Origin of the sequence: Pollutimonas bauzanensis (assembly GCF_900129885.1) — a bacterium.
GTDB classification, from domain to species: domain Bacteria; phylum Pseudomonadota; class Gammaproteobacteria; order Burkholderiales; family Burkholderiaceae_B; genus Pollutimonas; species Pollutimonas bauzanensis.
In genome coordinates this window covers 406,773-431,073 of sequence record NZ_FQXE01000003.1, presented here as the reverse complement: position 1 = coordinate 431,073, position 24,301 = coordinate 406,773, and the positions used below count along the sequence as shown (strand labels likewise).

Below are 24,301 nucleotides of genomic sequence, written 5' to 3'. Positions count from 1 at the left end.
GTTTCCCGCTGGCGCGGGTTCAACCCGGATTTACATCCCGAGATACGCCCGGCGGACACGATCATCCGCCTGTAATGTTTCATTGCTTCCTTCCAGCACCACCCTGCCCGTTTCGAGCACATAGCCATGGTCGGCGAACTGCAGCGCCTCCGCCACCCGCTGCTCCACGAGCAGGATGGTCAGCTTTGCCTCCTTGCGTATGTCCATCAGCCGATCGAAAATGAAGTCCGCGATTGCCGGGGATAAACCCATCGAGGGCTCGTCGAGCATCAAGAGCCGCGGCGAAGACGCCAGGCCCCGGCCGATGGCCACCATCTGTTGCTCGCCGCCCGACAATGTTCCGGCCAATTGCGCCGAGCGCTGTTTCAAGACAGGCAGCCATTCATAGATGCGTTCCAGATTGCGGCTCCAGTCGCGGCGGCCGGCATCCGTGTATGCGCCCATCTCCAGGTTTTCCAGCACCGTCATGGAGGCGAAAACCTGCCTTCCTTCGGGCACGTGCGCGATGCCCAGATGCGGCCGGCGCCACGGCTCCACGGCAAGGAGGTCGCGCCCATCGAATCGTATGGAGCCCGACATCGCCCGCACGGACCCGGAAATCGTCTTGAACAAGGTGCTCTTGCCCGCGCCATTGGGACCGACGATGGACACGAATTCGCCGTCGTTCACCGTCACGTCCACATGCTGGAGGACGGGTATGGCGGAGTAGCCCGCCACGAGCTGCCTGATTTCAAGCATTTCTCGCGCTCCATTTCTTGCCCAGATAGGCCTCGATTACCCGCTTGTCCCGCGTGATGGCCTGGGGCTGCCCGACGACCAGCACTTCACCGTGATCGAGCACGACGAACTCGTCCACGAGCCGGACCATGGCTTGCATGGTGTGTTCGATAATGACAATCGTAATGCCGGCCGCGGACAGCGAGCGTATTCCGGCGATCACGTCATCGATTTCGCTTTGCCCCAATCCCGCAAGCGTTTCGTCCAGCAGCAATAGCCGCGGTTGCCCCGCCAGCGCCCGGGCCAGTTCCATCAAGCGCAGCTCTTTGGTCGTCAGGGTCGAGGCCAGGCGCGCGGCGCAATCAGACAAGCCGAGCTGTGCAATCGCGCGCGCGGCAAACGATTCCGCTTCCGGTTCGGTGCGCGCCTTGACATAAGCGCCAACCTTCACGTTCTGGGCGACGGTCAGGCGCATGAACGGACGCATGACCTGGAATGTGCGTCCGACTCCGGCCGCGCATAATGCATGGGGCTTGCGCCCCGCCATGTCGACGCCATTGACGATGACTCGTCCGGCGTCGGGCCGCAGGAAGCCATTCAGCACATTGAACAGCGTCGTCTTGCCTGCGCCGTTGGGGCCGATAATGCCCAGGACCATGCCCTTGCGCACCTTGAAGCTGACGTCCTGCACCGCCTTCAGGCCGCCGAAGCTTCTGGAAAGCGACTGGACATCCAGAATGATTTCATCGGAAAGTTCGCGCCTGGCCAAGGGCGCCGGGCCGGCGCCCGCGAAACTGCCTGGGCCGGCCGTCCGCGGAATCGCCGGCCCGGCGGCAAGGCCCTTGCTTCTTTTGCGCCATGAGTCCCTGGCTTTCCAGAAGATGCCTTCCGGGGCGACCAGGATCACCACGACGATGGCCACGCCCAGGATGACCCCCTGTATGCCGGGAAATCGGGAGCCGAGCTCGGCGTGGAGAATCTCGCCCAGGGGGATCAGGATCGCGGCGCCTATGATGGGGCCCCATACCGTGCCCACTCCGCCGAACATGGCTACTGTCAGGGCCTGGGCGGAAACCAGCATGCCGAATACCGAGATAGGCGTAACGACCAGCAACACCACTGCGTAAAAGGCGCCGGTGGCGCCGGCGATCGCGCCGCTCAGGGCGATGGCCTTGAGTTTCAACCTTAGCGTATCGATGCCGGCGGCTTCGGCGGCGGCCTCGTTCTGCTTTATGGCGATCAGGCCCATGCCGAACCGCGTGCGCTCGACGTGCCGCGTAATCTGGATAAAGAGAAGCAGCATGGCAAGCGCGATAGCCGTGTAGATGCGCGGGTCGGAAAACTGCATGAACCACGCCGGATCCTCGCGCTTCATGGGAAAGGTGACTTCCTGCAGACCCAGCCACTCAAATATATACAGCAGCGCCAAGGGATACGCGAGCATCGAAAGCGCAAAATAGTGGCCCCGCAGGCGGAAGGTGGGAAGACCGATCAACAAGCCGGCCAGGGCGCCGATCACCCCCGACACGGGTATCATGACCCAGGGGCTGAGCCCGAAATGGATCTGCGCCAGCACAGTCGCGTAAGCGCCTAGTCCAAAGAATGATGCGTGGCCGAAGGAAACCAGGCCGGTATACCCGCTGAGCATGTTCCACGATAGCCCGAAGCTGGCCCAGATCAGCACCAGGGTCAGGATCAACTGGTGATAAGAATTCTCGACGGCCAGCGCAAGGCCCAGATAGGCAGCCGCGGCCAGAAGAAGGATCAGGCTGGTCCGGAAGGCTTTCATTCAGGTTCTCTCCGAAACACGGCCAAAGAGCCCTTGAGGCCTGAGCGTCACAATCAACAGGAAAAACACAAAGATGGCGGCATTCTGCAATTGCGTCGGCAGCACGAGGCTGGACAGCTGCTGCACCAGGCCTATCGCCATTCCTCCCCAGAACGCTCCCAGAATGCTGCCCATGCCGCCGAGCACCACGCCGGCGTACATGATGATTACGAACTCGAGGCCGACAAATGGGTGGAATGGATAATTCGTCGCCAACAGCCCGCCGGCCAAAGCGGTGATGCAGGTGCCCAGGGCGAAAGCGATGCGGTAGGCCCGGTTGACGTCTATCCCCATATAAGACGATGCCACGGGGTTGTCGGCCGCGGCCCGCAACGATTTGCCCAGGCGGGTGCGATGGACAAGCAAGGTAAACAGGACGATGACCAGCAGCGAGATGATTGCCGCGACCCCGCGGCCTTTATTGATGAAGATGCTGACAAAATCCCCCCACATGGGACCCACTTCCCACGCGCTGCTGGACAAGGGGGTGCGTATCGAAACCAGTTGCGAACCGAACAGCATCATGCCGCCATTCTGCAGAATGAGCGCCAGGCCCAGCGTGAGGACGAGCTGCGCGTAATGCCCCTCGCCCTCCAGGCTTGCAGTGCGGCTGCCCGTCACTTTCGATATCAGGAAGTAGTGGACCAGGTAACCCGCCATGAACATGATGGGGACCGTCAGCAGTATCGAGACATAAGGCCCCAGGACGCTTTGGGTGCCCAGAAGCATGAAGAAAAAGTAGGCGACATACATGCCAAGCATCATGAAATCGCCCTGGGCGAAATTGATCACCCGCATGATGCTGAATATCATGGCCAGCCCGAGGCACATCAGCCCATACAGGCCCCCGACCAACAGTCCGGCGGCCAGAGCCTGGAGCAGGGCCTCGGAAAAAATCTGCAATTCAGTCATTCGTGTCCCCGTCGCATGTTTTTATCGGACAGGCCTGTCATGCAGCGCACAGCATGGCCAGCACTCCGGCATCAGGCTCCGTGTCCAGGCGGTCGACGATGTCCTCGATTTCCATCGCCCGTTGCGCGCCGACCACCGCGCTCGCCGCCTGGCGGAAGCGGCGGCGTATCAATTCGCTGTCGGCCGCCACAACGTCATCCATCTCACTGACCACCGAAGTGCCGTCATCCAGCGAAAGCGTGACCCGGGCTCCTTGCCTGGCCGGGAAGGCGGCGGTATATTGGCCGTCGCTGGCCAGGGTCGTCCCCGACATCAGCCTGGCGATCTCCCCGTCGTCCAGATTGCTGTAATTGCCCTCTTCAATCGCGCCTCTGGCAAGCGTCGCCGCCACCCCGAACGGGATGCTCATTTTGGCCTGCAAGGCATAGCGGAACGGCCCTTTTGCGGCGCATCCCGGATAACGCACGGCCGCCAGGGTCGTATCTATGCGCACGGCGGCGATACGGCGGCTGTCCCCGCCGATTCGCCGCGCCGCCTCGAGCGCCGCCTGGCAGGGCGACTGGGCAAAATTGCAGGCCGGAACGGGCTTGTTGAAGACTGAAAGGATTTCGGCGTCGCCTTCCGGAAAGAGCACGATGGGCGATGCCATCGAGGTGCGCGCATAGGCCTGGAAGAACCCGCCCTCGCCTTCCAGTATCGAGGCCGAGGCAAGCGCCCCGTTGCCAGCCAGCTCGAGACAGGTCAATGCGTTCTTCACGACAAACCCGGGATGGAAATACATCTCGCTGCCCCCGGTGTGCGGCCATTCGTTCAGCCCGGAGCAACAATTGGCCGCCAGCGCAAAAGCGGACAGCGCCTGCTGCGTATCCAGCCCCGCAATACGAGCCCCCGCCAGGGCGGCGGCAAAGGGGCCCATCAGGCCCGTGGGCCGGAACAAGCGCGCCAGATCGCTGGACATCGCCGCGCGCCCTATGCGCGCGCCCACCTCATAGCCTACGATCGCCGCCGCCAAAGCCTGCCGCCCCGACACCCTGTGCTGCTCGGACAAGGCCAGCACGACAGGCCAGACCACCACCCCCAGATGGACGACGCTTGCGGGATGCATGTCTTCGCGCACCAGGCCATGGCCGGCCACGGCATTGGCAAATGCCGCAGCCCCGGGGGAGCAGATCATGCTCCGGCCTACCATATGGGCTCCTTCCGCGGTCGGGGTCGCCAGGGCAAATGCCTGACGGCTCCAGGGAAGGGTCAGCGCCTCGAATGCGCACGACAGGTAATCCAGCAGGCATGACTTCGCCTTCACCATCGCCACGTCGGAAAACGAGCCGGACGGCACTATCATTGCGGTCGTGACGACCTCAAGCGCCGCTGTCCGAATAGTTTCAGGCTCTTTGGTTTCCATCTACGACTCCGTAATAGACGACAGGCCTTCCCGGCCGCGCGCCGCGCGCCGCCATTATTACGGTCCACAGACCGTAATGGCTCCATCGATTTTCAGCGTGACGCCAGCGATGCTCGCGCCCTCGTCCGAAGCAAGGAAAACCGCTGCCGAGGCGATTTCCGAGGCGCTTGCAAGCCGTCCCAGCGGCGTGCGCAGGCGGCGGGATTCCCAGCCTTGCTCATCGATCACGGAGCTGGCCCCCGGCGTCGCGACGGGCCCTGGCGCCAGGGCGTTGACCCGGATATGATGCGGGCCCAGCTCGACGGCCTGTTGGCGGGTCAAGGCATCGAGCGCGCCTTTGATCGCCGTGTATACCCCCGCATTCCTGATGGAAAACGACACCGCGATCGACGACAGATTGATGACCGATCCGCCCCCGCGCGCAATCAAGTGCGGCGTAGCCGCCTGCAGGGACCATAGCGCGCCCTTGAGGCCGACCGCTATCATTTTGTCGACCACGTCTTCGTCCATATCGACCAATGGCGCGTAATGGAAATGCACGGCATTGTTGACCAGGATGTCGAGGCCGCCGGCATCGCGCGCGAAACTGTCGACCGCTTCCAGCACCGCGACGCGATCGGACACGTCGCATACATAGGCCCGCCCCCTGGCGCCCGGCGCGCCGGCCGCCGCCGCGCTCACCAGTTCCCCGTTGTTGTCCAGGAAAGCAAGCTGCGCGCCTTCCGCCGCAAAAGCATAGGCGATTTCTTTGCCAATGCCGCCGCCCGCCCCTGTCACCACGGCCGTTTTTCCGTCCAACCTGCCCATATCGTCTCCTATCGGTTCATTCAGAACATTTCATTGCGGCGATGGCCGCGCGGCGGCGTCAGGATTCGTCGCCGGCAGCGAAGACCTCCCGCGCAATGCGAAACGAATCCACCCCCGCGGGAATTCCGGCGTAGATCGCCACCTGCAGAAGAATTTCCCGGATTTCATCCTTTGTGACGCCATTGCGCAGGGCGCCCGCGACATGCATTTTCAGTTCCTGCGGACGGTTGAGCGCGCCGATCATGGCCAGGTTCAGCATGCTGCGGGTTTTTTTCGATAATCCATCGCGCCCCCACACGGCCCCCCAGCAATATTCGGTGGTCAGCCGCTGCATCGGCATATTGAAATCGTCCGCCGACGCAATCGACTTCTCCACGAACTCTTTGCCCAATACCGATTTACGGATTTCCAGGCCCCGCTCGAACAACTCATCATTCATGGCGCTACTCCCCATCAAAGTAAAAACAGCGATAAATACATCCCATGCGCAATCGAAGAGCCCGCGTCAGCCTCGAACCTCTACTCCAGCCCAGCTCTCCACCACTCGCACAATGGACGTGAAATCGGAATCCGCCCCATATATGGCGTTCGTGACAGCCAGCATCTCGCGCACCGCGGCGCCCACCACCATCGGCACGCCCAAGGACTCGCTCTCGTCCACGCACAGGCGCACATCCTTGTATGACAGGCCGGTAGCGAAGCCGAAATCGAAAGTGCCCGGCAGCACGGCGCGGGGGAATTTATCCTGGGTCGCGCTATTGCGTCCGGAGCCCGAATTGATCACATCGAGCATGACTTTGGGATCGATTCCCGCCTTGACCCCCATGACCACGGCTTCCGCCGAAACGGCCAGCGCGGCAGCGGCCAGCAAGTTGTTCGCGAGTTTCATTGTTTGCGCCTGGCCCGCGCCTTCACCCAAATGAAACACCTTCCCGAAACGTTTCAATATGGGCTCGATGAATGCGTAGGCCGCATTCGGGCATGACACCATCACAGCCAGCATTCCTTCTGTGGCTCCCTTTACTCCGCCGCTGACCGGCGCATCGATATAAGCCACCTGGCGCTGCTGAAACGCCGCGGCCAGGATTTTTGCCGCCCGCGGCCCTATCGTCGAGAAATCGACGATATGCCTGGCGCGCTTGCCCCCGGCGAGCCCTTCCGGGCCGAGCGCAACGGCCTGCACAATTTCCGGGTTGGGCAGACTGAGGAACACCACATCCGCCTGATCCGCCACCGCCTGGGGGGTCTCCGCCTTTCGGGCTCCGCCCGCGACCAGCGCTTCCACCGCGTCCGCCGCAAGGTCATGCACCACGACCTGGCGACCCGCGCTCAACAGCCGCCTGGTCATGGGCGCCCCCATGCGGCCCACCCCGACGAAGCCATACACCATGCTATCCATGCTATTTCCTTTCATTGATTGGCGACGCTGCCGGCGCAACGCCGAATGCAATGCGGTTACGATTGGGTGTGGAAAGGCTGGCCGCGAACGCGGCAGCGACTACGCAAATACGCAGCATGTCTCGTCTCCGATATCCGGCAAATTGTTTTGCTCTAGGGTATGTTTGTTCACTGTCTTCGAGCGGGGCGGGCTGGGCCGGAGCGCCAGTCGCAGTGTCTGCAATTATTCTAGGCCGATCGCCATGAACCGCGCCTTCAACAAACACATATCAGAATCTTCAATATCGTCATACTTCCCGACGCGCGTGGCGGCCGGATCACGCTTTATTCAGCAAGGCCTTGAGCATGCCCAGGCGGTCTTTGGGGCTGAGCGCGCGGGTGGCCGGGTCTTCTTCCTGCCTGACCTGCGCAAGGCCCATCTCTTCGATAAAGCGCGAACATTCGCGCACCACGTCTTCGCGCGCCCGGCGGCGCTTCTTGCACCAGGTGAGGTGCAGCGTGCGCTGGGCGCGGGTGATGCCGACATACATCAGGCGGCGCTCTTCCTGGATGCGCAGGGCCATGGCATCGGCCGCGGCCGCCGGATCGGCGTCGTCTTCGTCGCGCCCCAGGTGCGGCAGCAGGCCCTCTTCGACGCCCGCCAGGAACACATGGGGATATTCCAGCCCCTTGGAGGCGTGCAAGGTGGACAGCTTGACGGCGTCGGGGTCCTCGTCGTCGGAACGCTCCAGCATGGTCACCAGCGCCACATGCTGCACCAATTGCAACAGCGTCAAGCCGTCTTCCTCGGCCTTGCGCTTTAGCCAGCCCACCAGTTCCTGCACATTGTGCCAGCGCGTTTGGGCCGGGCGCTCTTCCAGCGTGTCATATAAAAAACGCTCGTACTGGATGGCATTGAGCAGATCGTCCAGTATGGCTCCCGCCGTATCGTCCCGCGCGCCGTCGGCCCCGACAGCGCCATGGGCGTCATCGGCGCCGAACAGGCTGCCGGTGCCCGGCATCACGCGCGCCGTCCCGTCCTTGCGGCCGGCGCGCGCCTGGATGCGCTGGATGAAGCTGCCAAAAACCTGCAGGGGCTCCAGTTGTTTGGCAGCCAGCCTTTCCGTGGCGCCGATCTCGAAGATGGCCTCGAACAGCGACAGCTGGCGCTCGGCGGCGAACTGGCCCAGCGTTTGCAGCGTGGCCTGGCCTATGCCGCGGCGCGGGGTGGTCACCGACCTGATGAATGCCGGGTCGTCGGCATCGTTGGCCACCAGGCGCAAATACCCCAGGATGTCGCGGATCTCGGGTTTCTCGAAAAAGCTTTGCCCGCCGGAAATGATGTAGGGAATCCTGAGGTTGCGCAACGCTTGTTCCAGGGCGCGCGCCTGGTGATTGCTGCGGTACAGCACCGCGAAATCGCGCCACTCGGCCTGCCGCTCGAAGCGCGCGGCCGACAGGCGCACGGCTATGGATTCGGCCTCGGCTTCCTCGCTGTCCATGGGCGTGACCTGTATGGGTTCGCCCACCCCCAGGTCGGACCACAGCTTCTTGCCGAACAGGTTCGGATTCTTGGCGATGACCTGGTTGGCCGCTGAAAGAATGCGCTGCACGGAGCGGTAATTCTGCTCGAGCTTGATCACTTTCAGGGCGGGATAATCGGTGGTGAGCTTGGCAAGGTTTTCCACTGTGGCGCCGCGCCATGCATAAATGGCCTGGTCGTCGTCGCCGACAGCGGTCAGCATCGCGCGCTGCCCGGTCAGCCACTGCACCAGCCGATACTGGCATACATTGGTGTCCTGGTACTCGTCGACCAGCAGGTAATGCACGCGCGCCTGCCAGCGCTGGCGCACCTCGGCGTTATGTTCCAGCAGCAAGGCGGGCAGCCGGATCAGGTCGTCGAAATCGACGGCCTGGTAAGCAACCAGCGTGGCGCTATAACTGCGATAGATCTTGGCAGCCTCCACTTCGCTGGGGCTTGCGGCGCTGCGGTCGGCCGCATCGGGGTCCATCAAGGCGTTTTTCCACAGGGAAATATTCTGCTGCACCGCGCGCAGGCGCGCCTTGTCCGTGGTGGCCAGCAACTCCTGGATGATCGCCAGCGCGTCGTTGGAGTCCAGGATGGAAAACTGCGGCTTCAGGCCGGCATGCGCGGCTTCCTCGCGCAGAAAGCGCAAGCCCAGCGAGTGAAACGTGCTGACCGTCAGGCCCTTGGCCAGCTTGGGGTCGACCAGCAGCTTGACCCGTTCGTTCATCTCGCGCGCCGCCTTGTTGGTGAAGGTAAGCGCCACGACCTGCCTTGCCGAATAGCCGCATTCGCGCAGCAGATAGGCGATTTTCTGCGTGATGACCCGCGTTTTCCCGCTGCCGGCCCCGGCCAGCACCAGACAGGGGCCATCCAGATACAGCACCGCCTGACGCTGCATGGCGTTCAGATCGGGCGCTACGGTATGACCTCGGGATGAATTCAATGCGGGCCTTTAGATTTCCAGGGGATCGACTTCAAGGTTATAGCGCACGCGAAAACGCCGGGCGATGTCTCCCAAAGCATAAGACCATGCGGTCAAGAACGCCTGCAGGGCCGGCCGGTTCGAGCTTTCGACCAGCAATTGCGCGCGCTCGATGTTGGCCACGCGCACCACGCGCAGCGGAACCGGGTCGTAGACGGTAATGCTGCAAGCCGTTGGAAAACTGTCGGGATATTCGCCCAGCAAGGCCCTGGCATGCGCCAGGAAATCCAGGGCGGTGGCCAGTTCGCGGGCCTCGGCGGTCAGCAGGGCCTGGTGGGCGTATGGCGGCAGCCCGACCGCCTCGCGCTCGGACAGGCCATACTGGGCGAAGCCGGGGTAATCGTGTTTCAGCAAAGCCTGATACACGGCTTGCTCGGGGTAATCGGTCTGGATGATGACTTCGCCGCCCTCCGCGTGGCGGCCCGCCCGCCCGGCTACCTGCATCAATTGCGCGAACAGCCGTTCCGGCGCGCGGAAGTCCTGCGCGAACAGCATGGCGTCGGCATTCAATACGCCGACCAGGCCCAGGTTCGCGAAGTCGTGCCCCTTGGCCACCATCTGCGTGCCGACCAGCAAATCCACTTCGCCGGCATGGACCTGGGCGAACAAGGCGGCCGCGCTGCCCTTCAGGCGCGTGCTGTCGGCGTCGATGCGCGCGATGCGGGCGGCGGGAAAGAGCTCGGCCAGGTGTTCTTCGACCCTTTGCGTGCCTCGCCCCATGGGCTTGAGATCCTGGTCGCCGCAATCGGGGCAGGCGCGCGGCACCCGCGCCTGATAGCCGCAATGGTGGCACTGCAGATGATTGCGCCTGGCGCCCGCCCGATGCAGCACGGTATAGGCCGTGCACCGCGGGCAGTTGCTGACCCAGCCGCAAGAAGCGCAATTGAGGACCGGCGCATAGCCGCGCCGATTGAGAAAGATGAGCGCCTGCTCGCCGCGCTCCAGGCGCTCGCCCAATGCCGTGACCAGTTGCGGCGAAAAGCCTTCCTGCATCGCCAGCCGCCGGGTGTCGACCAGGCGCACCTTGGGAAGCTCGACATCGCGGGCGCGGCGGGCCAGGGTATAGCGCTGGTAATGGCCGCGCTGCGCGTGGCTCCAGCTTTCCAGCGAGGGAGTCGCCGAGCCCAGCACGACCGGCACATTGCGATCGCGTGCGCGCCACACGGCGAGATCGCGCGCCGAGTAGCGCAGGCCGTCCTGCTGCTTGTAGGAGGTGTCGTGCTCTTCGTCGACGATGATCAGGCCCAGGTCCGGCATGGGCGCGAAGATCGCCAGCCGCGTCCCCAGCAGGATGCGCGCCTCGCCGCGCTGGACGCTCAGCCACGCCTGCAGGCGCTCGCCATCGGCCAGGCCGCTGTGCATGATCGCCAGGGTTTGCGGCCCGGCCAGCCCCGCGAGCCTGGCGCGCAAGGATTGCTCGAGCTGCGGGGTAAGGTTGATTTCCGGCACCAGGAACAGCACCTGCCGGCCGCGCGCCAAGGCGGCCTGGGCGGCATGCAGATACACCTCGGTCTTGCCGCTGCCGGTAACGCCATACAGCAGGATGGTCTTGTGGCCCTGCAACGCGGCAATGGCATCCGCCGCCGCGGTCTGCTCGGCGTTCAGCGCCGGTACGCAATCGGCCGGCATGATGGGCGCCGGGACGCGCGCGCGGCGGTCCAGACGCTTGACGGGCCCTCCGGCCGAGCGCTTGCCCTGATAAGCGCTGACCTTGCGCAGGCTAGGCGGCAGGGCCGGCAGCATGACCTCGCCTATCGGCCGCTGATAATACTGCGCCGCAAAAGAGGCCATGCGCAGCCAGTCGGCAGGCATGGGAGGGGTATCGTCCAGCACCTGGTCGACGTCCTTGATCTGTTCGGGCGCGATGGCGGGCTCGGCGGGCGTCGCCACGACTATCCCCACCAGCCTGCGGCGGCCAAACGGCACGATGACCCTGGAACCGACGGGCACGGCGGCCGGGGAACGGTAGTCGAACACGTCGAGCAGTGGAACGTCCAGCGCTACCCGTATCCAGAAGACGGCCTGCGGCGCCGCGCCCGGGCAGGGATGGAAAGGCGGTTCGACGACGCTGATATCTGGCATTGATACTTCAAGTGAATTCTTGCTATGCATCCTAAATGCAGGCGGCAAGCGAGTTTTGATGCATGGGCCCCGCGCCTGTGGATAACTTTGGGGAAAAACTTGAGAACAACTTGGTAAAAGTCAACAAGGTGACAAGTAAATTTTCGAAAATATCTCTTAACAAACCGATTATTTACTTATAAAACAGTAGCTTATAAGAATAAGCTAAAGGGTAACTTATGAATGAAAACTCATTGTGCATAGCACACTAAATTGTGCACAACCTCGGTGCAGCGGCCTTGAATCAAGGGGTTTCCCCCTTGATTCATTTAGATCTGATGCTTGGAACGACTGTAGGTGTGGACCTCGTCCACCAGCGCGGTCACGGCTTCGGGGGGCGTGAAGCGCGATATGCCATGGCCCAGGTTGAAGACATGGCCGCCGTTCTTCACCGGGCCGAAATCGTCGATGACGCGCCTGGCCTGGGCCCGGATAGCCGCCTCGCCGCCGAACAATGCCATGGGATCCAGATTGCCTTGCAGCGCAACAGAGTCCCCGGTGCGCTGCCTTACCTGGGCGAGGTTGGCCGTCCAGTCCAGGCCCACTGCCGCGCAGCCGCAAGCGGCGATCTGTTCTATCCATTGAGCGCCGCCCTTGGTAAAGACTATGGCCGGCACGGTGCGCCCTTCGTGTTCGCGGATCAGGCCCTGCACCACCTTGCGCGTGTAGGCCAGGGAAAACTCCTGGAACTGGCCGTCGGCCAGGACGCCGCCCCAGCTGTCGAAAATCATGACGGCCTGGGCGCCCGCCTGGATCTGGGCATTGAGGTACTCAATGGTGGACTGGGTATTGATTTCCAGGATGCGATGCAGCAGGTCGGGGCGGCTGTACAGCATGGTCTTGATCAGGCGGTAGTCGCTGGACCCCTGCCCTTCGACCATATAACAGCCCACGGTCCAGGGGCTGCCGGCAAAGCCGATCAGGGGCACTTTGCCGTCGAGTTCCTTGCGGATCAGGGAAATGGCGTCGAATACGTACTGCAAGCGGGACAGGTCGGGAACGGCCAGTTTTTTTACGTCGTCCTCGCTGCGCACGGGATGGGCGAACCTGGGGCCTTCGCCTGGAAGGAAGTCCAGCCCCAGCCCCATGGCGTGAGGAATGGTCAGGATATCGGAAAACAGAATGGCCGCATCCAGGTCGAAACGCAGCAGCGGCTGCAAGGTTACCTCGCAGGCGTATTCCCGGTTTTGCGCCAGCGCCAGAAAAGACCCCGCCCGTGCGCGGGTTTCATTGTATTCGGGCAAATAGCGCCCCGCCTGGCGCATGAGCCAAAGCGGCGTATAGGGAACCGGCTCGCGCAACAGCGAACGCAGGAAGATATCGTTTTTCAAAATAGGTGCAGTCACGTCTATCCTTATTCTAAGATCCCCGATTTTACCCGTCTCTGGCGCGATTGGGGGCGGGAGCGCCACGAAACGGCGTGGCGTCGATTTCGTGTTTGCGCATGAGCGCCCAAAACGCGCGCCTGTGCTTTTGCGCGGCGCGGGCGGCCATCGCGATATTGCCGGAATGGCGCCCCAGCGCCGCGGTAATATAGGCGCGCTCGAAGCGTTCGATCACCTTGCTTTTGGCCGCCCGGAAAGATTCTTTGGAGGTGGCGCAGCGCGAGGCGGAAGCCGCGGCGTAGGCGTCCAGTTCCTGCCCGCTGCGATCGAGGATGTTGGCGCATATGGCTTCCTGGGTATCGGCGCCGGGCGCGCCTTGATACCGCGGCGCCGACTCGCCGACGCGGCCGCGGGCGGCCACCGCCACATGATAGCGCCTGTCGTCGAGCAGGTGTTCAATGCGCGCCCGCAGTTCATGCGGGCAGGCCGGGGCGCGGATGAAGTCGGCCAGCCCGAGCGCGTACAGGTCGTCGAGCGCCGCGGCCTTCAGTTGGTGCGCCAGCGCCAGCAGCGGCGTATGCAATACACCCCGGGAGGCCGACAAGGCCCTGCGGGCCCATGCCAGGTTTTGCTCGGCCACGGGCAGCAGGCAGGCATCGAAGCGCCTGAGCCGCATCGACGACGCGGCCAGCGCGGCCGCCGAAGCGGGATGGCTGGCGTCCACGGCGCCCAGGCTGTGCAAGCGCAGCCTGCCGTCCGTGTGGGCGGCGAGCCACGGGCTTACCCATGGCTCGCTGCAAGTCGTGCCGAAAATGGCGCAATCCAGATGTTCTCTCATGGGTCCTCCCGAGGTAAAGCCTGCCTGCCATCAAACCGCCCGACGCGGCATTGAATGGCAATGCGCATCGAAGGGGCGCGCTGGCGATACCCGCGTGCGGCAAAGAAACCAGCGCCCATGCCACAAGAGTAATGAGAAGGCCGGGGGGCGGCAATTCGGAAAACTCTTAACTCGGAAACTACTTATCCATCCGCTCTGCTTATCCGCCCGCTCGCGGCGGGGAGGACGACACGCAAGAAGGGCACCCCGCGGGGTGCCCTTCTTGCGTGCGCAGGCCGCCTGAACGGCCTGGCCTGCCTAGTGCCTGCGCCCCTGGCCGAGCCGGCGGGCCGCCGCAGCCTGCGCGGCGAGCATCGCGAGTTCAGCCTCGACCACGGCGATGTCGGCCTTGTCCTTGGTGTTGCGCAAAGCTTCTTCGGCGTGTTTGCGCGCTTCGATAGCCTTGGCTTCATCGAGGTCTTCGGCGCGGATGGCCGTGTCGGACAGCACCGTCACCGCGCCGGGCTGGATCTCGAGGATGCCGCCCGCCACGAAGATGTTTACTTCGGAACCGTCGGGCTGAACGACCTTGACCGTTCCCGGGCGAATGCGCGAAATGAGCGGCGTGTGGCCGGGCAGGATGCCCAGTTCGCCAGACTCGCCAGGCAGTGTCACGAATTTCGCCTCGCCGGAGAAAATCGATTCCTCTGCACTGACCACGTCAACATTCAAGTAGGCCATGTGTAGTCCTTATTGGAGTTTCTTGGCTTTTTCGAAGGCTTCGTCGATAGAACCAACCATGTAGAAAGCCTGTTCGGGCAAGGCATCGCACTCGCCATCGACTATCATTTTAAAGCCGCGCAGCGTTTCCGTCAGCGGAACGTATTTGCCGGGCGAGCCGGTAAAGACTTCGGCGACGTGGAAAGGCTGGGACAGGAAGCGCTGGATCTTGCGGGCGCGCGCCACTGCCTGCTTGTCTTCGGGGGAAAGTTCGTCCATCCCCAGAATGGCGATGATGTCGCGCAATTCCTTGTAGCGCTGCAGCGTTTGCTGCACGCCGCGGGCGACGGCATAGTGCTCTTCGCCGACCACCTGGGGATCGAGCTGGCGGCTGCTGGAATCGAGCGGATCGACGGCCGGGTAAATACCCAGCGCGGCGATATCGCGCGACAGCACGACGGTGGAGTCCAGATGCTGGAAGGTCGTGGCGGGCGACGGATCGGTCAAGTCATCGGCAGGAACGTATACGGCCTGGATCGATGTGATCGAGCCCTTCTTGGTCGATGTGATGCGTTCCTGCAGCTTGCCCATTTCCTCGGCCAGCGTAGGCTGGTAGCCCACGGCCGAGGGCATGCGGCCCAGCAGCGCCGAGACTTCGGTTCCGGCCAGCGTATAGCGGTAGATATTGTCCACGAAGAACAGGATATCGCGGCCTTCGTCGCGGAATTTCTCGGCCATGGTCAGGCCCGACAGCGCCACGCGCAGGCGGTTGCCGGGAGGCTCGTTCATCTGGCCGAACACCATCGCCACTTTCGATTCGGCAAGGTTGTCCAGCTTGATGACGCCGGCTTCAGCCATTTCGTGGTAGAAGTCGTTGCCTTCGCGGGTACGCTCGCCCACGCCGGCGAACACCGACAAGCCGCTATGCGCCTTGGCGATGTTGTTGATCAGTTCGAGCATGTTGACCGTCTTGCCCACGCCGGCGCCGCCGAACAGGCCGACCTTGCCGCCCTTGGCGAACGGGCAGACCAGATCGATGACCTTGATGCCGGTTTCGAGCAGTTCGACCGAGGGGGAAAGCTCGTCGAACTTGGGGGCGTCCTGGTGTATGGAGCGCAGTTCGTCGCTCTGGATCGGGCCGCGCTCGTCGATGGGGCGTCCCAGCACGTCCATGATGCGGCCCAGGGTGCCCAGGCCGACGGGAACCGAAATGGGCGCGCCGGAATTGGCCACGGCCATGCCGCGGCGCAAGCCGTCGCTGGAGCCCATGGCAATCGTACGCACCACGCCGTCGCCCAGCTGTTGCTGCACTTCGAATGTCAGACCGGCTTCGGCGAATGCCGAGCTGTCGTCGACAAGCTTGAGCGCGTCGTAGATTTTTGGAATGCTGTCGCGGGGGAACTGAATATCCACCACGGCGCCGATGCACTGAACGATGGTACCGTTGCTCATGTTTAGTCCTTGCTAAATATCTTTGACGGGATGCCTTTCTGTTTACGCTTAAACAGCGGCAGCGCCCCCCACGATTTCTGAAATTTCTTTGGTAATGGCAGCCTGGCGGGTTTTGTTGTAAACCAGCTCCAGCTCGCCAATGACTTTCTTGGCATTGTCGGATGCCGACTTCATGGCCACCATGCGAGCCGACTGCTCGGAAGCCATGTTTTCCGCGACAGCCTGATACACCAGGCCCTCCACGTAGCGCATCAACAAATCATCGATGACGGATTTGGAGTCTGGCTCGTAGATGTAATCCCAGCCGTATGTCGCCTTGACCACGCCTTCGTCGTTCTGGACGTCGTAGGCTTCCGACTGGAAGGGATCTTCCAGGCCGCTGGGCAAAGGCAGCAGGCGGATGAAGCTTGGGTCCTGCTTCATGGTGTTCACGAAGCGGTTCGTCGCCATGTAGATGGCGTCGATCTTGCCATTGACGAAATCGTCGATCTGCACCTTGATGGCGCCGATGAGCCGCGCCAGGTTGGGCATGTCGCCCAGATGCACCTCTTGCGAAACCAGATTCGCGCCGATGCGCGTCAAGACGCCGGCGCCCTTGTTGCCCAAGGCTGTCGCCTGCACCTTGATGCCCTGCTTCTCGAACTCTTTCAGACGCGCCAGCACCAGCCGCATGATGTTGGTGTTCAAGCCGCCGCACAAACCTTTGTCGGTGCTGATCACGACCATGCCCACCGCGCGCACGTTGCGTTCTTCCATGTAGGGATGGGAGTAATCGGGGTGCGCCTGCATCAAGTTGGCGGCAATATCCCTTACCTTGGTTGCATAGGGACGGCCCGCGCGCATCCGTTCCTGCGCCTTGCGCATTTTGGATGCCGCGACCATCTCCATGGCTTTGGTGATCTTGCGCGTGTTTTGCACGCTCTTGATCTTGGTTCGAATTTCCTTAATTCCGGCCATCGCTCTTTCCTGAAAGGGCGTTATAGCGGTGCCGCCTGAGCGGACCCCGCCGTGCGTATGGATACTGAAGCAAGTGCTTCATCACCCTCGCCAGTCAAACTTAAAAAGCACCGTGCTTTTTGAACTCTTGTATGGCTGCAACCAATTCGGCCTCGTCATCCTTGGACAGTTCTTTGGTGTCCTCGATGCGCTGGACCATGCCTTCATGCTTGGACTTGAGATAATCCTTGAGCGCCTTTTCGAAGGACAGGATCTGTCCGACTTCGAGATCGTCCAGGTAGCCGTTGTTGACCGCGAACAAGGTCACCGCCAGCTCCCATACCTGCAAAGGCTGGTACTGCGGCTGCTTGAGCAGTTCGACCACGCGCTTGCCGCGTTCCAGCTGGCGGCGCGTGGCATCGTCCAGGTCGGACGCGAACTGCGCGAAGGCGGCCAGCTCGCGATACTGGGCCAGGTCGGTGCGGATGCCGCCGGACATCTTCTTGACGACCTTGGTTTGCGCAGCGCCGCCGACACGGGAAACCGAAATGCCCGCGTTGATGGCGGGACGCACGCCGGCGTTGAACAAGTCGGTTTCCAGGAAGATCTGGCCGTCGGTGATCGAAATCACGTTGGTCGGAACGAAGGCGGAAACGTCGCCGGCCTGGGTTTCAATGATGGGCAGCGCCGTGAGCGAGCCGGTTTTGCCCTTGACCGCGCCGTTGGTGAACTTTTCCACGTACTCTTCGTTGACGCGCGCGGCGCGCTCGAGCAGGCGGGAGTGCAGGTAGAACACGTCGCCAGGGTAGGCTTCGCGGCCCGGCGGGCGGCGCAGCAGCAGCGAAACCTGGCGATAGGCCCAGGCCTGCTTGGTCAGGTCGTCATAGATGATCAGGGCGTCTTCACCGCGATCGCGGAAGTATTCGCCCATGGTGCAGCCCGAGTAGGCCGAAAGGTACTGCATGGCGGCCGATTCGGACGCCCCGGCGGCAACGATGATGGTGTATTCCAGCGCGCCGTGCTCTTCGAGCTTGCGCACGACGTTGTTGATGGTCGACGCCTTCTGGCCGATGGCGACGTACACGCAGGTGACGTTCTTGCCTTTCTGGCTGATGATGGTGTCGACGGCGACAGCCGTCTTGCCGGTCTGGCGGTCGCCAATGATCAGCTCGCGCTGGCCGCGGCCGATAGGCACCATGGAGTCGATTGCCTTGATGCCGGTCTGCAGAGGCTGCGACACCGATTTGCGGGCAATGACGCCGGGCGCGACTTTTTCGATGATGTCGGTGGCCTGGGCATTGACAGGGCCTTTGCCATCGATGGGCACGCCCAGCGCGTCGACCACGCGGCCGCGCAACTCGGGGCCGACGGGCACTTCCAGAATGCGGCCTGTGGTTTTGACCGGGTCGCCTTCCGACACCCCAGTGTAATCGCCCAGAATAACCGCGCCCACGGAATCGCGCTCGAGGTTGAGCGCGAGACCGAACACGTTATTCGGGAATTCAAGCATTTCGCCTTGCATCACGTCGGACAGACCGTGGATGCGGGTAATACCGTCGGTCACGGAAACGACCGTGCCTTGCGTACGTACGTCGGTCGACGCGCCCAAGCCTTCGATGCGGCTCTTGAGCAGTTCGCTGATCTCTGACGGATTAAGTTGCATGTTCAGACTCCTGGAATCCTGTTATCTGGCGCGCATCAGGCGGCCAGCGTATCGCGCATGCGGGCCAACTGGGCCTGCACAGAAGTATCAAGTACTTGGTCGCCAACGGTCACGCGCACACCGCCTATCAGGCTGGTATCGATGGTGACGGCCGGCTTGAGCTTGAGACCAAACTTTTTTTCAAGCCCGGACACGAGCTTCTGGACCTGCTCGTCGCTTAGCGCGTAGGCGCTGCTGATTTGAGCCAGCGCCGTGCCTTCGTGCCGGTTTTTCAGTATTTCGAATTGCTCGGCGATTTGCGGCAACACCAGTATACGGTTGTTGCTCACCAGCAATTCGATGAAGTTGCGCGCCGCAGCCGAAAGCGGAGTCTTGATCAGCCCCGCAAACAGCTCGATGCGCTGAGCGGCGTTGAGCCGCGGGTCTGTCAGTGCTTCGCGCACATCGCCGAGGCTAGCCACTTGAGCCAGCTCGGCCACCAGACTCGACCATGACGCCAGGCCAGCCTGGTCGTCGCGGGCCGTTGCGAACAACGCTTCGGCGTACGGTCTAGCGATAGTCGATAGTTCAGCCATGGCCTGCCCTGGTTTAGAGTTGAGCCTGAAGCTGATTCAACAGCTCGGCATGTGCCTGTGCATCGATTTCCCGCTTGAGAATCTGTTCTGCACCCTTGACGGCAAGAATGGCGACGTCGGCGCGCAAGCTTTCGCGTACACGCTGAGCCTCTTGGGCGGCGTCCTGCTGAGCCTGGGCGATGATGCGCGCCTTCTCGGCCTCGCCTTCACGCCGAGCCTGGTCGATGAGCACCGCGGCCTGTTTCTCGGCCTCGACCATGCGAGCATGGTTTTCCGTTTTCGCAGAAGCCTCGATTAGGCTGATACGCGCCTGGGCCTGGGCCAGATCGGCCTTGCCCTTGTCGGCGGCCGCGAGGCCATCGGCAATTTTCTGACGGCGATCATCCATTGCTTTCGTGAGAGGCGGCCATACGAATTTCATCGTAAACCAGCCCAGCACGAAAAACACGATCATCTGAAAAAAGAGAGTCGCGTTTAAATTCACGGTCGTTTCCCTTTAATACCCGTAGTGCCGGGCAGCCTGGCTGCACAACACCTGATGTCCATGCCGCAGACTGCCTAGACCCGGCGCCTGCGGCTGCTTAACCCGCCAGCGGCGGGCTGCAATGCTTACCCGACGAACGGGTTGGCGAAAGCAAACAACATGGCGATACCAACACCGATCAGGAACGCAGCATCGATGAGACCGGCCAACAAAAACATTTTGGTCTGCAAAGCGTTCATCAGTTCAGGCTGACGAGCAGAAGCTTCCAGATATTTGCCCCCCATCAAAGCGATACCAATGCAAGCACCGAAAGCGCCGAGACCAATAATAAGACCGCAAGCTAGAGCAACGAAAGCAACGTTGGTCATAACAACTCCTTGGTTAATAACCGTGTAATCAAAAAGTCAAAAAAACTGCTTTTGCAAGAACATCTTGCACCCCGGCCGGGCGAAACTGCCCGAACCGAAAACTATTAATGGCCTTCGTGAGCCTGACCCACGTATACGAGAGTCAGCATCATGAAAATAAACGCCTGCAGCAGCACGATAAGTATGTGGAAAACCGCCCACAACGATCCCGCCAACACATGGCCTATACCCAAGCCTATGCTTGCGCCATTAAATCCGGTCCATGCGCCGCCCAACAAGGCGATCAACATGAAAATAAGCTCGCCGGCAAACATGTTGCCGAACAACCGCATGCCCAGTGAAACCGACTTGGCGGCGTACTCGATGCAGTTCAACAGGAAGTTGAACGGCGCGAGCACCAGGGCGCCAATACCGTGGGCGTGGAAGGGAGCGGTGAACAATTCTTTGACGAAGCCGCCGGGGTGCTTGATCTTGATGCCGTAATAGAACATCAGCAGCAGCACGCCCAGGGCCATGCCCATGGGCACGTTCAGGTCGGCCGTCGGCAGGATGCGGTGATAATAGAGGACATCATGGTGTTCGGCGCCCAGGCCGGTCAGGCGGAACACCCAGGCGAGGAAGTCCACGGGGACCAGATCCAGCGCATTCATGAGGATGATCCACAAGAACACGGTCAGCGCCAGGGGCGAGACGAAACGGCGGGAGAGTTCGCTGGGGACTATGCTTTTGGCCTGCTCTTCGACCATGTCGACCAGCATCTCGATGGCGGCCTGGAAACGGCCGGGAACACCGGCGGTAACCATTTTTGCCGCGCGCCACAACATGAACACGACGACCAGCCCCATGAGGATGGACCAGAACAGCGAGTCGTAGTTGACGACACTGAAATCGGCGATGGCCGACTGTTTTTCACCCACACTATTCAGGTGCACCAGGTGGTGTTGAATGTACGCAGACTGGGGCGAAATATCTTGAGCGGCAGCCATCTGTAACCTTATCCTGTAAGCTTTTAACCGGAGCGCAAGGCCCGTGAATTAACTTGTACCGCTACGGCAGCTTGCGAAACACAAGCAGCAGCACGTAGCCTTTCAAAACGCACAACAACCCGAACAGCATCGCGGGCCACACCACCCAATCGCGGCCCAGCCAGGCCACAAGCACCAGCGCGCCGACCGCGGAACCAAGCTTCAACGCCTCACCCAGAAAAAAGGTGAACGGATTCGATTTCACAGGGCCGAAAATGCCCAGCAGCAAGCGCAGCGCAAAAAGCGCATTGGGAACAAAATAGGCGCAGGCGCCGACCAAAGCGGAAACAGCCGCCGCGGCCCCCGACACCCCCCATGACACCAGCACAGCCGCGCCGGCCATAATCGCCTGGGCCGCAAGGGTACGAAGAATACCATTGCCTGCCCTGCGTTTTATCGCTGCGCGTTCCTGCTCGGTAAGCACAAGGCGTGTTTCGATTTCCATACCGACACCATCCGGTTTGCTGCATGGCCCGCTGTGCAAAGCACAGCCGGCAAGGGTTTGTACCGAATGCGGCAAACTGCAAGAGTATAACTTTATTTCTGATATCCAGGCAACTGCCCGCACAACCGCCCCAAGGCCCCGCGGGCCTGGATACGCATTTCATACAACACTTTCCGCTCGCGGTGCGATCAGGATACCACCTGAATCGCCCCTGAACGCCGCAGCGCTTATTTGTGCTTGAATTCGGGCTTGCGCTTTTCGACGAACGCCGCCATGCCTTCCTTTTGATCTTCAGTGGCGAAAAGCGCATGGAAATTCCGGCGCTCGAACATCAGCGTGTCGCCGAGCGCGCCTTCGTACGCCATGTTGACGCATTCCTTGGCCATGATGACGGACGGCAGGGACATGGACGCGATGATGGTGGCGGCCTCGATGGCCTCGTCGAGCAGCCGCTCGGCGGGAACGACGCGCGAGACCAGGCCGGCGCGCTCGGCCTCGGCTGCATCCATCATGCGCGCGGTAAGCACGAGGTCCATGGCTTTGGCTTTGCTGATCGCGCGCGGCAGGCGCTGCGTGCCGCCAAAACCCGGAATCACGCCCAGCTTGATTTCGGGCTGGCCGAAGCGCGCGTTGTCGGCCGCGATGATGAAGTCGCAAAGCATGGCCAGTTCGCAGCCGCCGCCCAAGGCATAGCCGGCCACGGCCGCAATGATGGGCTTGCGTATGCGCTTGAGGGATTCCCAATTGCCGCCCAGGTAGTCCTGCTTGTACACATCCATGTACGACCAGCCCTGCATGGCGCCGATGTCCGCGCCCGCGGCAAAGGCCTTTTCGCTGCCTGTCAGCACCATGGCGCCGATGTTCTCGTCGGCATCGAAAGCCCGCAAAGCCTCGGCGAGCTCGTCAATGACCGCGTTGCTCAGCGCGTTCAGCGCCTTGGGCCTGTTCAGCGTAAGCAAGCCCACGCGGCCGCGAACCTCTATTTTTACCAATGGCGCTTCCATGCTGTCTCCTCGTTGCAAAGTAATATATAGGGATGAAAAAAGAATCCATACTTTATAGCGTAACGCCTTTTGATCCCGCCGGTCACCGACTCAAGGTGCGCTTGACCATCCAGGACCCGGCCCCGAACGGGCAGGAAGTGTCCCTGCCTGCGTGGATACCAGGCAGTTATCTTATCCGGGATTTCTCGCGGCAAGTGGAAACAATGGAGGCCTATAGCGGCGGCAAGCCCGTTGCGGTGGCCAAGAGCGGCAGCCACACGTGGCTGTGCGCGCCCTGCCCGGGCCCCCTCGTCCTCGAGTACGGTGTTTATGCATGGGACCTTTCCGTGCGCGGCGCGCATGTCGACGAGTCGCATGCTTTCTTCAACGGCACCAGCGTCTTTTTATGCGTCGCGGGGCAGGAGCGCGAACCCTGCCTGGTGGAAATCTGCCCCCCGCCGCACGCCGACGACTGGAAGGTCTACACCAGCCTGCCCGAGGCCGGGCATCATCCGCAGGCCGCGCAGCGGCATGGTTTCGGCATGTATGCCGCCGCCGATTACGATGCGCTCATCGACCATCCGGTGGAAATGGGCACGCCGCAGGTCGTGCGTTTCGAGGCGCACGGCGCCGTGCACGAAATGGTGTTTACCGGCGTCATTCCAAAACTGGACCTCGAACGCATCGCCTCGGACGCGCATGAAATCTGCGCCGCCCAGATCGAATTCTTTGAGCCGCAAAGCAGGCAGGCCCCCTTCCTGGATTCGTCGGACCGCTATGTGTTCATGACCATGGTCACCGGCGACGGCCACGGCGGCCTGGAGCACCGCGCCTCCACCGCCCTGATGGCCTCGCGCCATGACCTGCCGGTGCTGGGCCAGCCCGACGCCGGCGAAGGCTACCAGAGCTTTCTGGGGCTGGTAAGCCATGAATATTTCCACACATGGAACGTCAAGCGCATCAAGCCGGCGCGCTTCGCCCCCTATGACCTGAGCCGGGAAAGCCACACGCGGCTGCTGTGGGTCTTCGAGGGTTTTACCTCGTACTACGACGATCTGATGCTGTTGCGCGCCGGCGTCATCGAGGAAGCCGACTACCTGCGCCTGCTCGGCAAAACCATAAGCAACGTCCACCGCAGCGCGGGCCGCTACAAGCAGAGCGTCGCCGAAAGCTCATTCGACGCCTGGACACGCTATTACAAGCAGGACGAGAACTCGCCCAATGCCCTGGTCAGCTACTACACCAAGGGCTCGCTGGTCGCCCTGGGGCTGGACATCGTCATCCGCCAGGAATCCAAAGGCGCGCGCTCGCTGGATGACGTAATGCGGCTGCTGTGGCAGCGCTATGGCCGGGATTTTTACCGCGGCGCGGCAAGAGGCATGGCCGAAGACGCCATGCCCGCCCTCGTGCGGGAAGCCACCGGCGTCGACGTCTCCGGCTTCATTGCGCGCCACGCCTATGCGCGCGACGACGTGCCGGTGGAAGCATTGCTGGCGTCGCAAGGAGTTGCGCTGGCGTGGAAGCCGCCGCCCGGCAGCGCCTCGCTGGATGCGCGCCTGCGCAGCAGCCATGGCGAAACCCAGCTGGCGACGGTCTATGAAGGCGGCGCCGCCCATGCCGCGGGCCTGTCGGCGGGCGACGTGCTGGTCGCCGTCAACGGCTTGCGGGTCACCGACAACACCTCGCTCGAACGCCTGTTGCGTTCCTACCAGGCCGGGGATGTGGTGACGGTTTTCGTATTCCGCCGCGATGAGCTGCGCGGCTTCGATGTCATGCTCAATGCCCCCGCCGCAACCGAATGCGTGCTGGAACGCAAAGGGTGACGGAAAGGCCT

General features: G+C 62.1%; 22 protein-coding genes. 1 reads left to right on the top strand and 21 read right to left on the bottom strand.

What is annotated here, in order from left to right; genetic code table 11:
- Window positions 1-30 precede the first annotated feature (30 nt).
- From BUB23_RS07885 to BUB23_RS07785, 21 genes are all read right to left on the bottom strand, one after another.
- Window positions 31-738: an ABC transporter ATP-binding protein gene (locus BUB23_RS07885; protein ID WP_073102537.1), complete on the bottom strand. Its 708-nt coding sequence runs from the start codon at window positions 736-738 to the stop codon at window positions 31-33.
- Complete coding sequence (locus tag BUB23_RS07880) at window positions 731-2,506, bottom strand: branched-chain amino acid ABC transporter ATP-binding protein/permease (protein ID WP_073102536.1); 1,776 nt, start codon at window positions 2,504-2,506, stop codon at window positions 731-733. Before BUB23_RS07880 ends, BUB23_RS07885 begins: the two co-directional genes overlap by 8 nt.
- On the bottom strand, window positions 2,507-3,457 hold the full coding sequence (locus BUB23_RS07875; protein ID WP_073102535.1) for a branched-chain amino acid ABC transporter permease: 951 nt from the start codon (window positions 3,455-3,457) through the stop codon (window positions 2,507-2,509).
- Between the two features lie 37 nt (window positions 3,458-3,494).
- Complete coding sequence (locus tag BUB23_RS07870; protein WP_073102534.1) at window positions 3,495-4,859, bottom strand: MmgE/PrpD family protein; 1,365 nt, start codon at window positions 4,857-4,859, stop codon at window positions 3,495-3,497.
- 57 nt (window positions 4,860-4,916) lie between these two features.
- A complete protein-coding gene (locus BUB23_RS07865) occupies window positions 4,917-5,666 on the bottom strand; it encodes an SDR family NAD(P)-dependent oxidoreductase (RefSeq protein ID WP_073102533.1) in 750 nt (249 codons plus the stop codon).
- A gap of 58 nt (window positions 5,667-5,724) precedes the next feature.
- Window positions 5,725-6,105, bottom strand: a complete 381-nt coding sequence (locus tag BUB23_RS07860; RefSeq protein ID WP_073102532.1) for a carboxymuconolactone decarboxylase family protein — start codon at window positions 6,103-6,105, stop codon at window positions 5,725-5,727.
- A gap of 66 nt (window positions 6,106-6,171) precedes the next feature.
- On the bottom strand, window positions 6,172-7,104 hold the full coding sequence (locus BUB23_RS07855; protein ID WP_281255541.1) for an NAD(P)-dependent oxidoreductase: 933 nt from the start codon (window positions 7,102-7,104) through the stop codon (window positions 6,172-6,174).
- 277 nt (window positions 7,105-7,381) lie between these two features.
- A complete protein-coding gene (locus BUB23_RS07850) occupies window positions 7,382-9,469 on the bottom strand; it encodes a UvrD-helicase domain-containing protein (protein ID WP_073102530.1) in 2,088 nt (695 codons plus the stop codon).
- Between the two features lie 54 nt (window positions 9,470-9,523).
- Window positions 9,524-11,635 carry a primosomal protein N' gene (locus BUB23_RS07845; protein WP_073102529.1) on the bottom strand — a complete coding sequence of 704 codons (2,112 nt, stop codon included), beginning with the start codon at window positions 11,633-11,635 and terminating at the stop codon, window positions 9,524-9,526.
- 308 nt (window positions 11,636-11,943) lie between these two features.
- On the bottom strand, window positions 11,944-13,020 hold the full coding sequence (gene hemE / locus BUB23_RS07840) for a uroporphyrinogen decarboxylase (RefSeq protein WP_073102528.1): 1,077 nt from the start codon (window positions 13,018-13,020) through the stop codon (window positions 11,944-11,946).
- Window positions 13,021-13,048: 28 nt separating this feature from the next.
- Window positions 13,049-13,837 (bottom strand): hypothetical protein, encoded by a 789-nt coding sequence (locus BUB23_RS07835; protein ID WP_073102527.1) that lies wholly within the window; start codon window positions 13,835-13,837, stop codon window positions 13,049-13,051.
- Window positions 13,838-14,134: 297 nt separating this feature from the next.
- Entirely contained in the window at window positions 14,135-14,557 is a 423-nt protein-coding gene (locus tag BUB23_RS07830) for a F0F1 ATP synthase subunit epsilon (RefSeq protein WP_073102526.1), read from the bottom strand.
- 9 nt (window positions 14,558-14,566) lie between these two features.
- The gene (gene atpD, locus BUB23_RS07825) at window positions 14,567-15,988 is read right to left on the bottom strand and encodes a F0F1 ATP synthase subunit beta (protein WP_073102525.1); all 1,422 of its coding nucleotides are present in this window, start codon (window positions 15,986-15,988) and stop codon (window positions 14,567-14,569) included.
- Window positions 15,989-16,036: 48 nt separating this feature from the next.
- The gene (atpG, locus tag BUB23_RS07820) at window positions 16,037-16,945 is read right to left on the bottom strand and encodes a F0F1 ATP synthase subunit gamma (protein ID WP_073102524.1); all 909 of its coding nucleotides are present in this window, start codon (window positions 16,943-16,945) and stop codon (window positions 16,037-16,039) included.
- Window positions 16,946-17,045: 100 nt separating this feature from the next.
- The gene (atpA, locus tag BUB23_RS07815; RefSeq protein WP_073102523.1) at window positions 17,046-18,587 is read right to left on the bottom strand and encodes a F0F1 ATP synthase subunit alpha; all 1,542 of its coding nucleotides are present in this window, start codon (window positions 18,585-18,587) and stop codon (window positions 17,046-17,048) included.
- Window positions 18,588-18,622: 35 nt separating this feature from the next.
- Window positions 18,623-19,162, bottom strand: coding sequence for a F0F1 ATP synthase subunit delta (locus tag BUB23_RS07810; RefSeq protein ID WP_073102522.1), 540 nt, complete (start codon window positions 19,160-19,162; stop codon window positions 18,623-18,625).
- Window positions 19,163-19,175: 13 nt separating this feature from the next.
- Window positions 19,176-19,646, bottom strand: a complete 471-nt coding sequence (locus tag BUB23_RS07805; RefSeq protein ID WP_073102521.1) for a F0F1 ATP synthase subunit B — start codon at window positions 19,644-19,646, stop codon at window positions 19,176-19,178.
- Window positions 19,647-19,771: 125 nt separating this feature from the next.
- Window positions 19,772-20,014, bottom strand: coding sequence for a F0F1 ATP synthase subunit C (gene atpE / locus BUB23_RS07800; protein ID WP_073102520.1), 243 nt, complete (start codon window positions 20,012-20,014; stop codon window positions 19,772-19,774).
- A 104-nt stretch (window positions 20,015-20,118) separates the two neighbouring features.
- Window positions 20,119-21,000: a F0F1 ATP synthase subunit A gene (atpB, locus tag BUB23_RS07795; protein ID WP_073102519.1), complete on the bottom strand. Its 882-nt coding sequence runs from the start codon at window positions 20,998-21,000 to the stop codon at window positions 20,119-20,121.
- A gap of 61 nt (window positions 21,001-21,061) precedes the next feature.
- The gene (locus BUB23_RS07790) at window positions 21,062-21,463 is read right to left on the bottom strand and encodes an ATP synthase subunit I (RefSeq protein ID WP_245801196.1); all 402 of its coding nucleotides are present in this window, start codon (window positions 21,461-21,463) and stop codon (window positions 21,062-21,064) included.
- A 248-nt stretch (window positions 21,464-21,711) separates the two neighbouring features.
- A complete protein-coding gene (locus tag BUB23_RS07785; RefSeq protein WP_073102517.1) occupies window positions 21,712-22,488 on the bottom strand; it encodes an enoyl-CoA hydratase in 777 nt (258 codons plus the stop codon).
- A gap of 32 nt (window positions 22,489-22,520) precedes the next feature.
- Here BUB23_RS07785 and BUB23_RS07780 point away from each other — a divergent pair, with 32 nt between their 5' ends.
- Window positions 22,521-24,290 (top strand): M61 family metallopeptidase, encoded by a 1,770-nt coding sequence (locus tag BUB23_RS07780; RefSeq protein ID WP_073102516.1) that lies wholly within the window; start codon window positions 22,521-22,523, stop codon window positions 24,288-24,290.
- Window positions 24,291-24,301 lie beyond the last annotated feature (11 nt).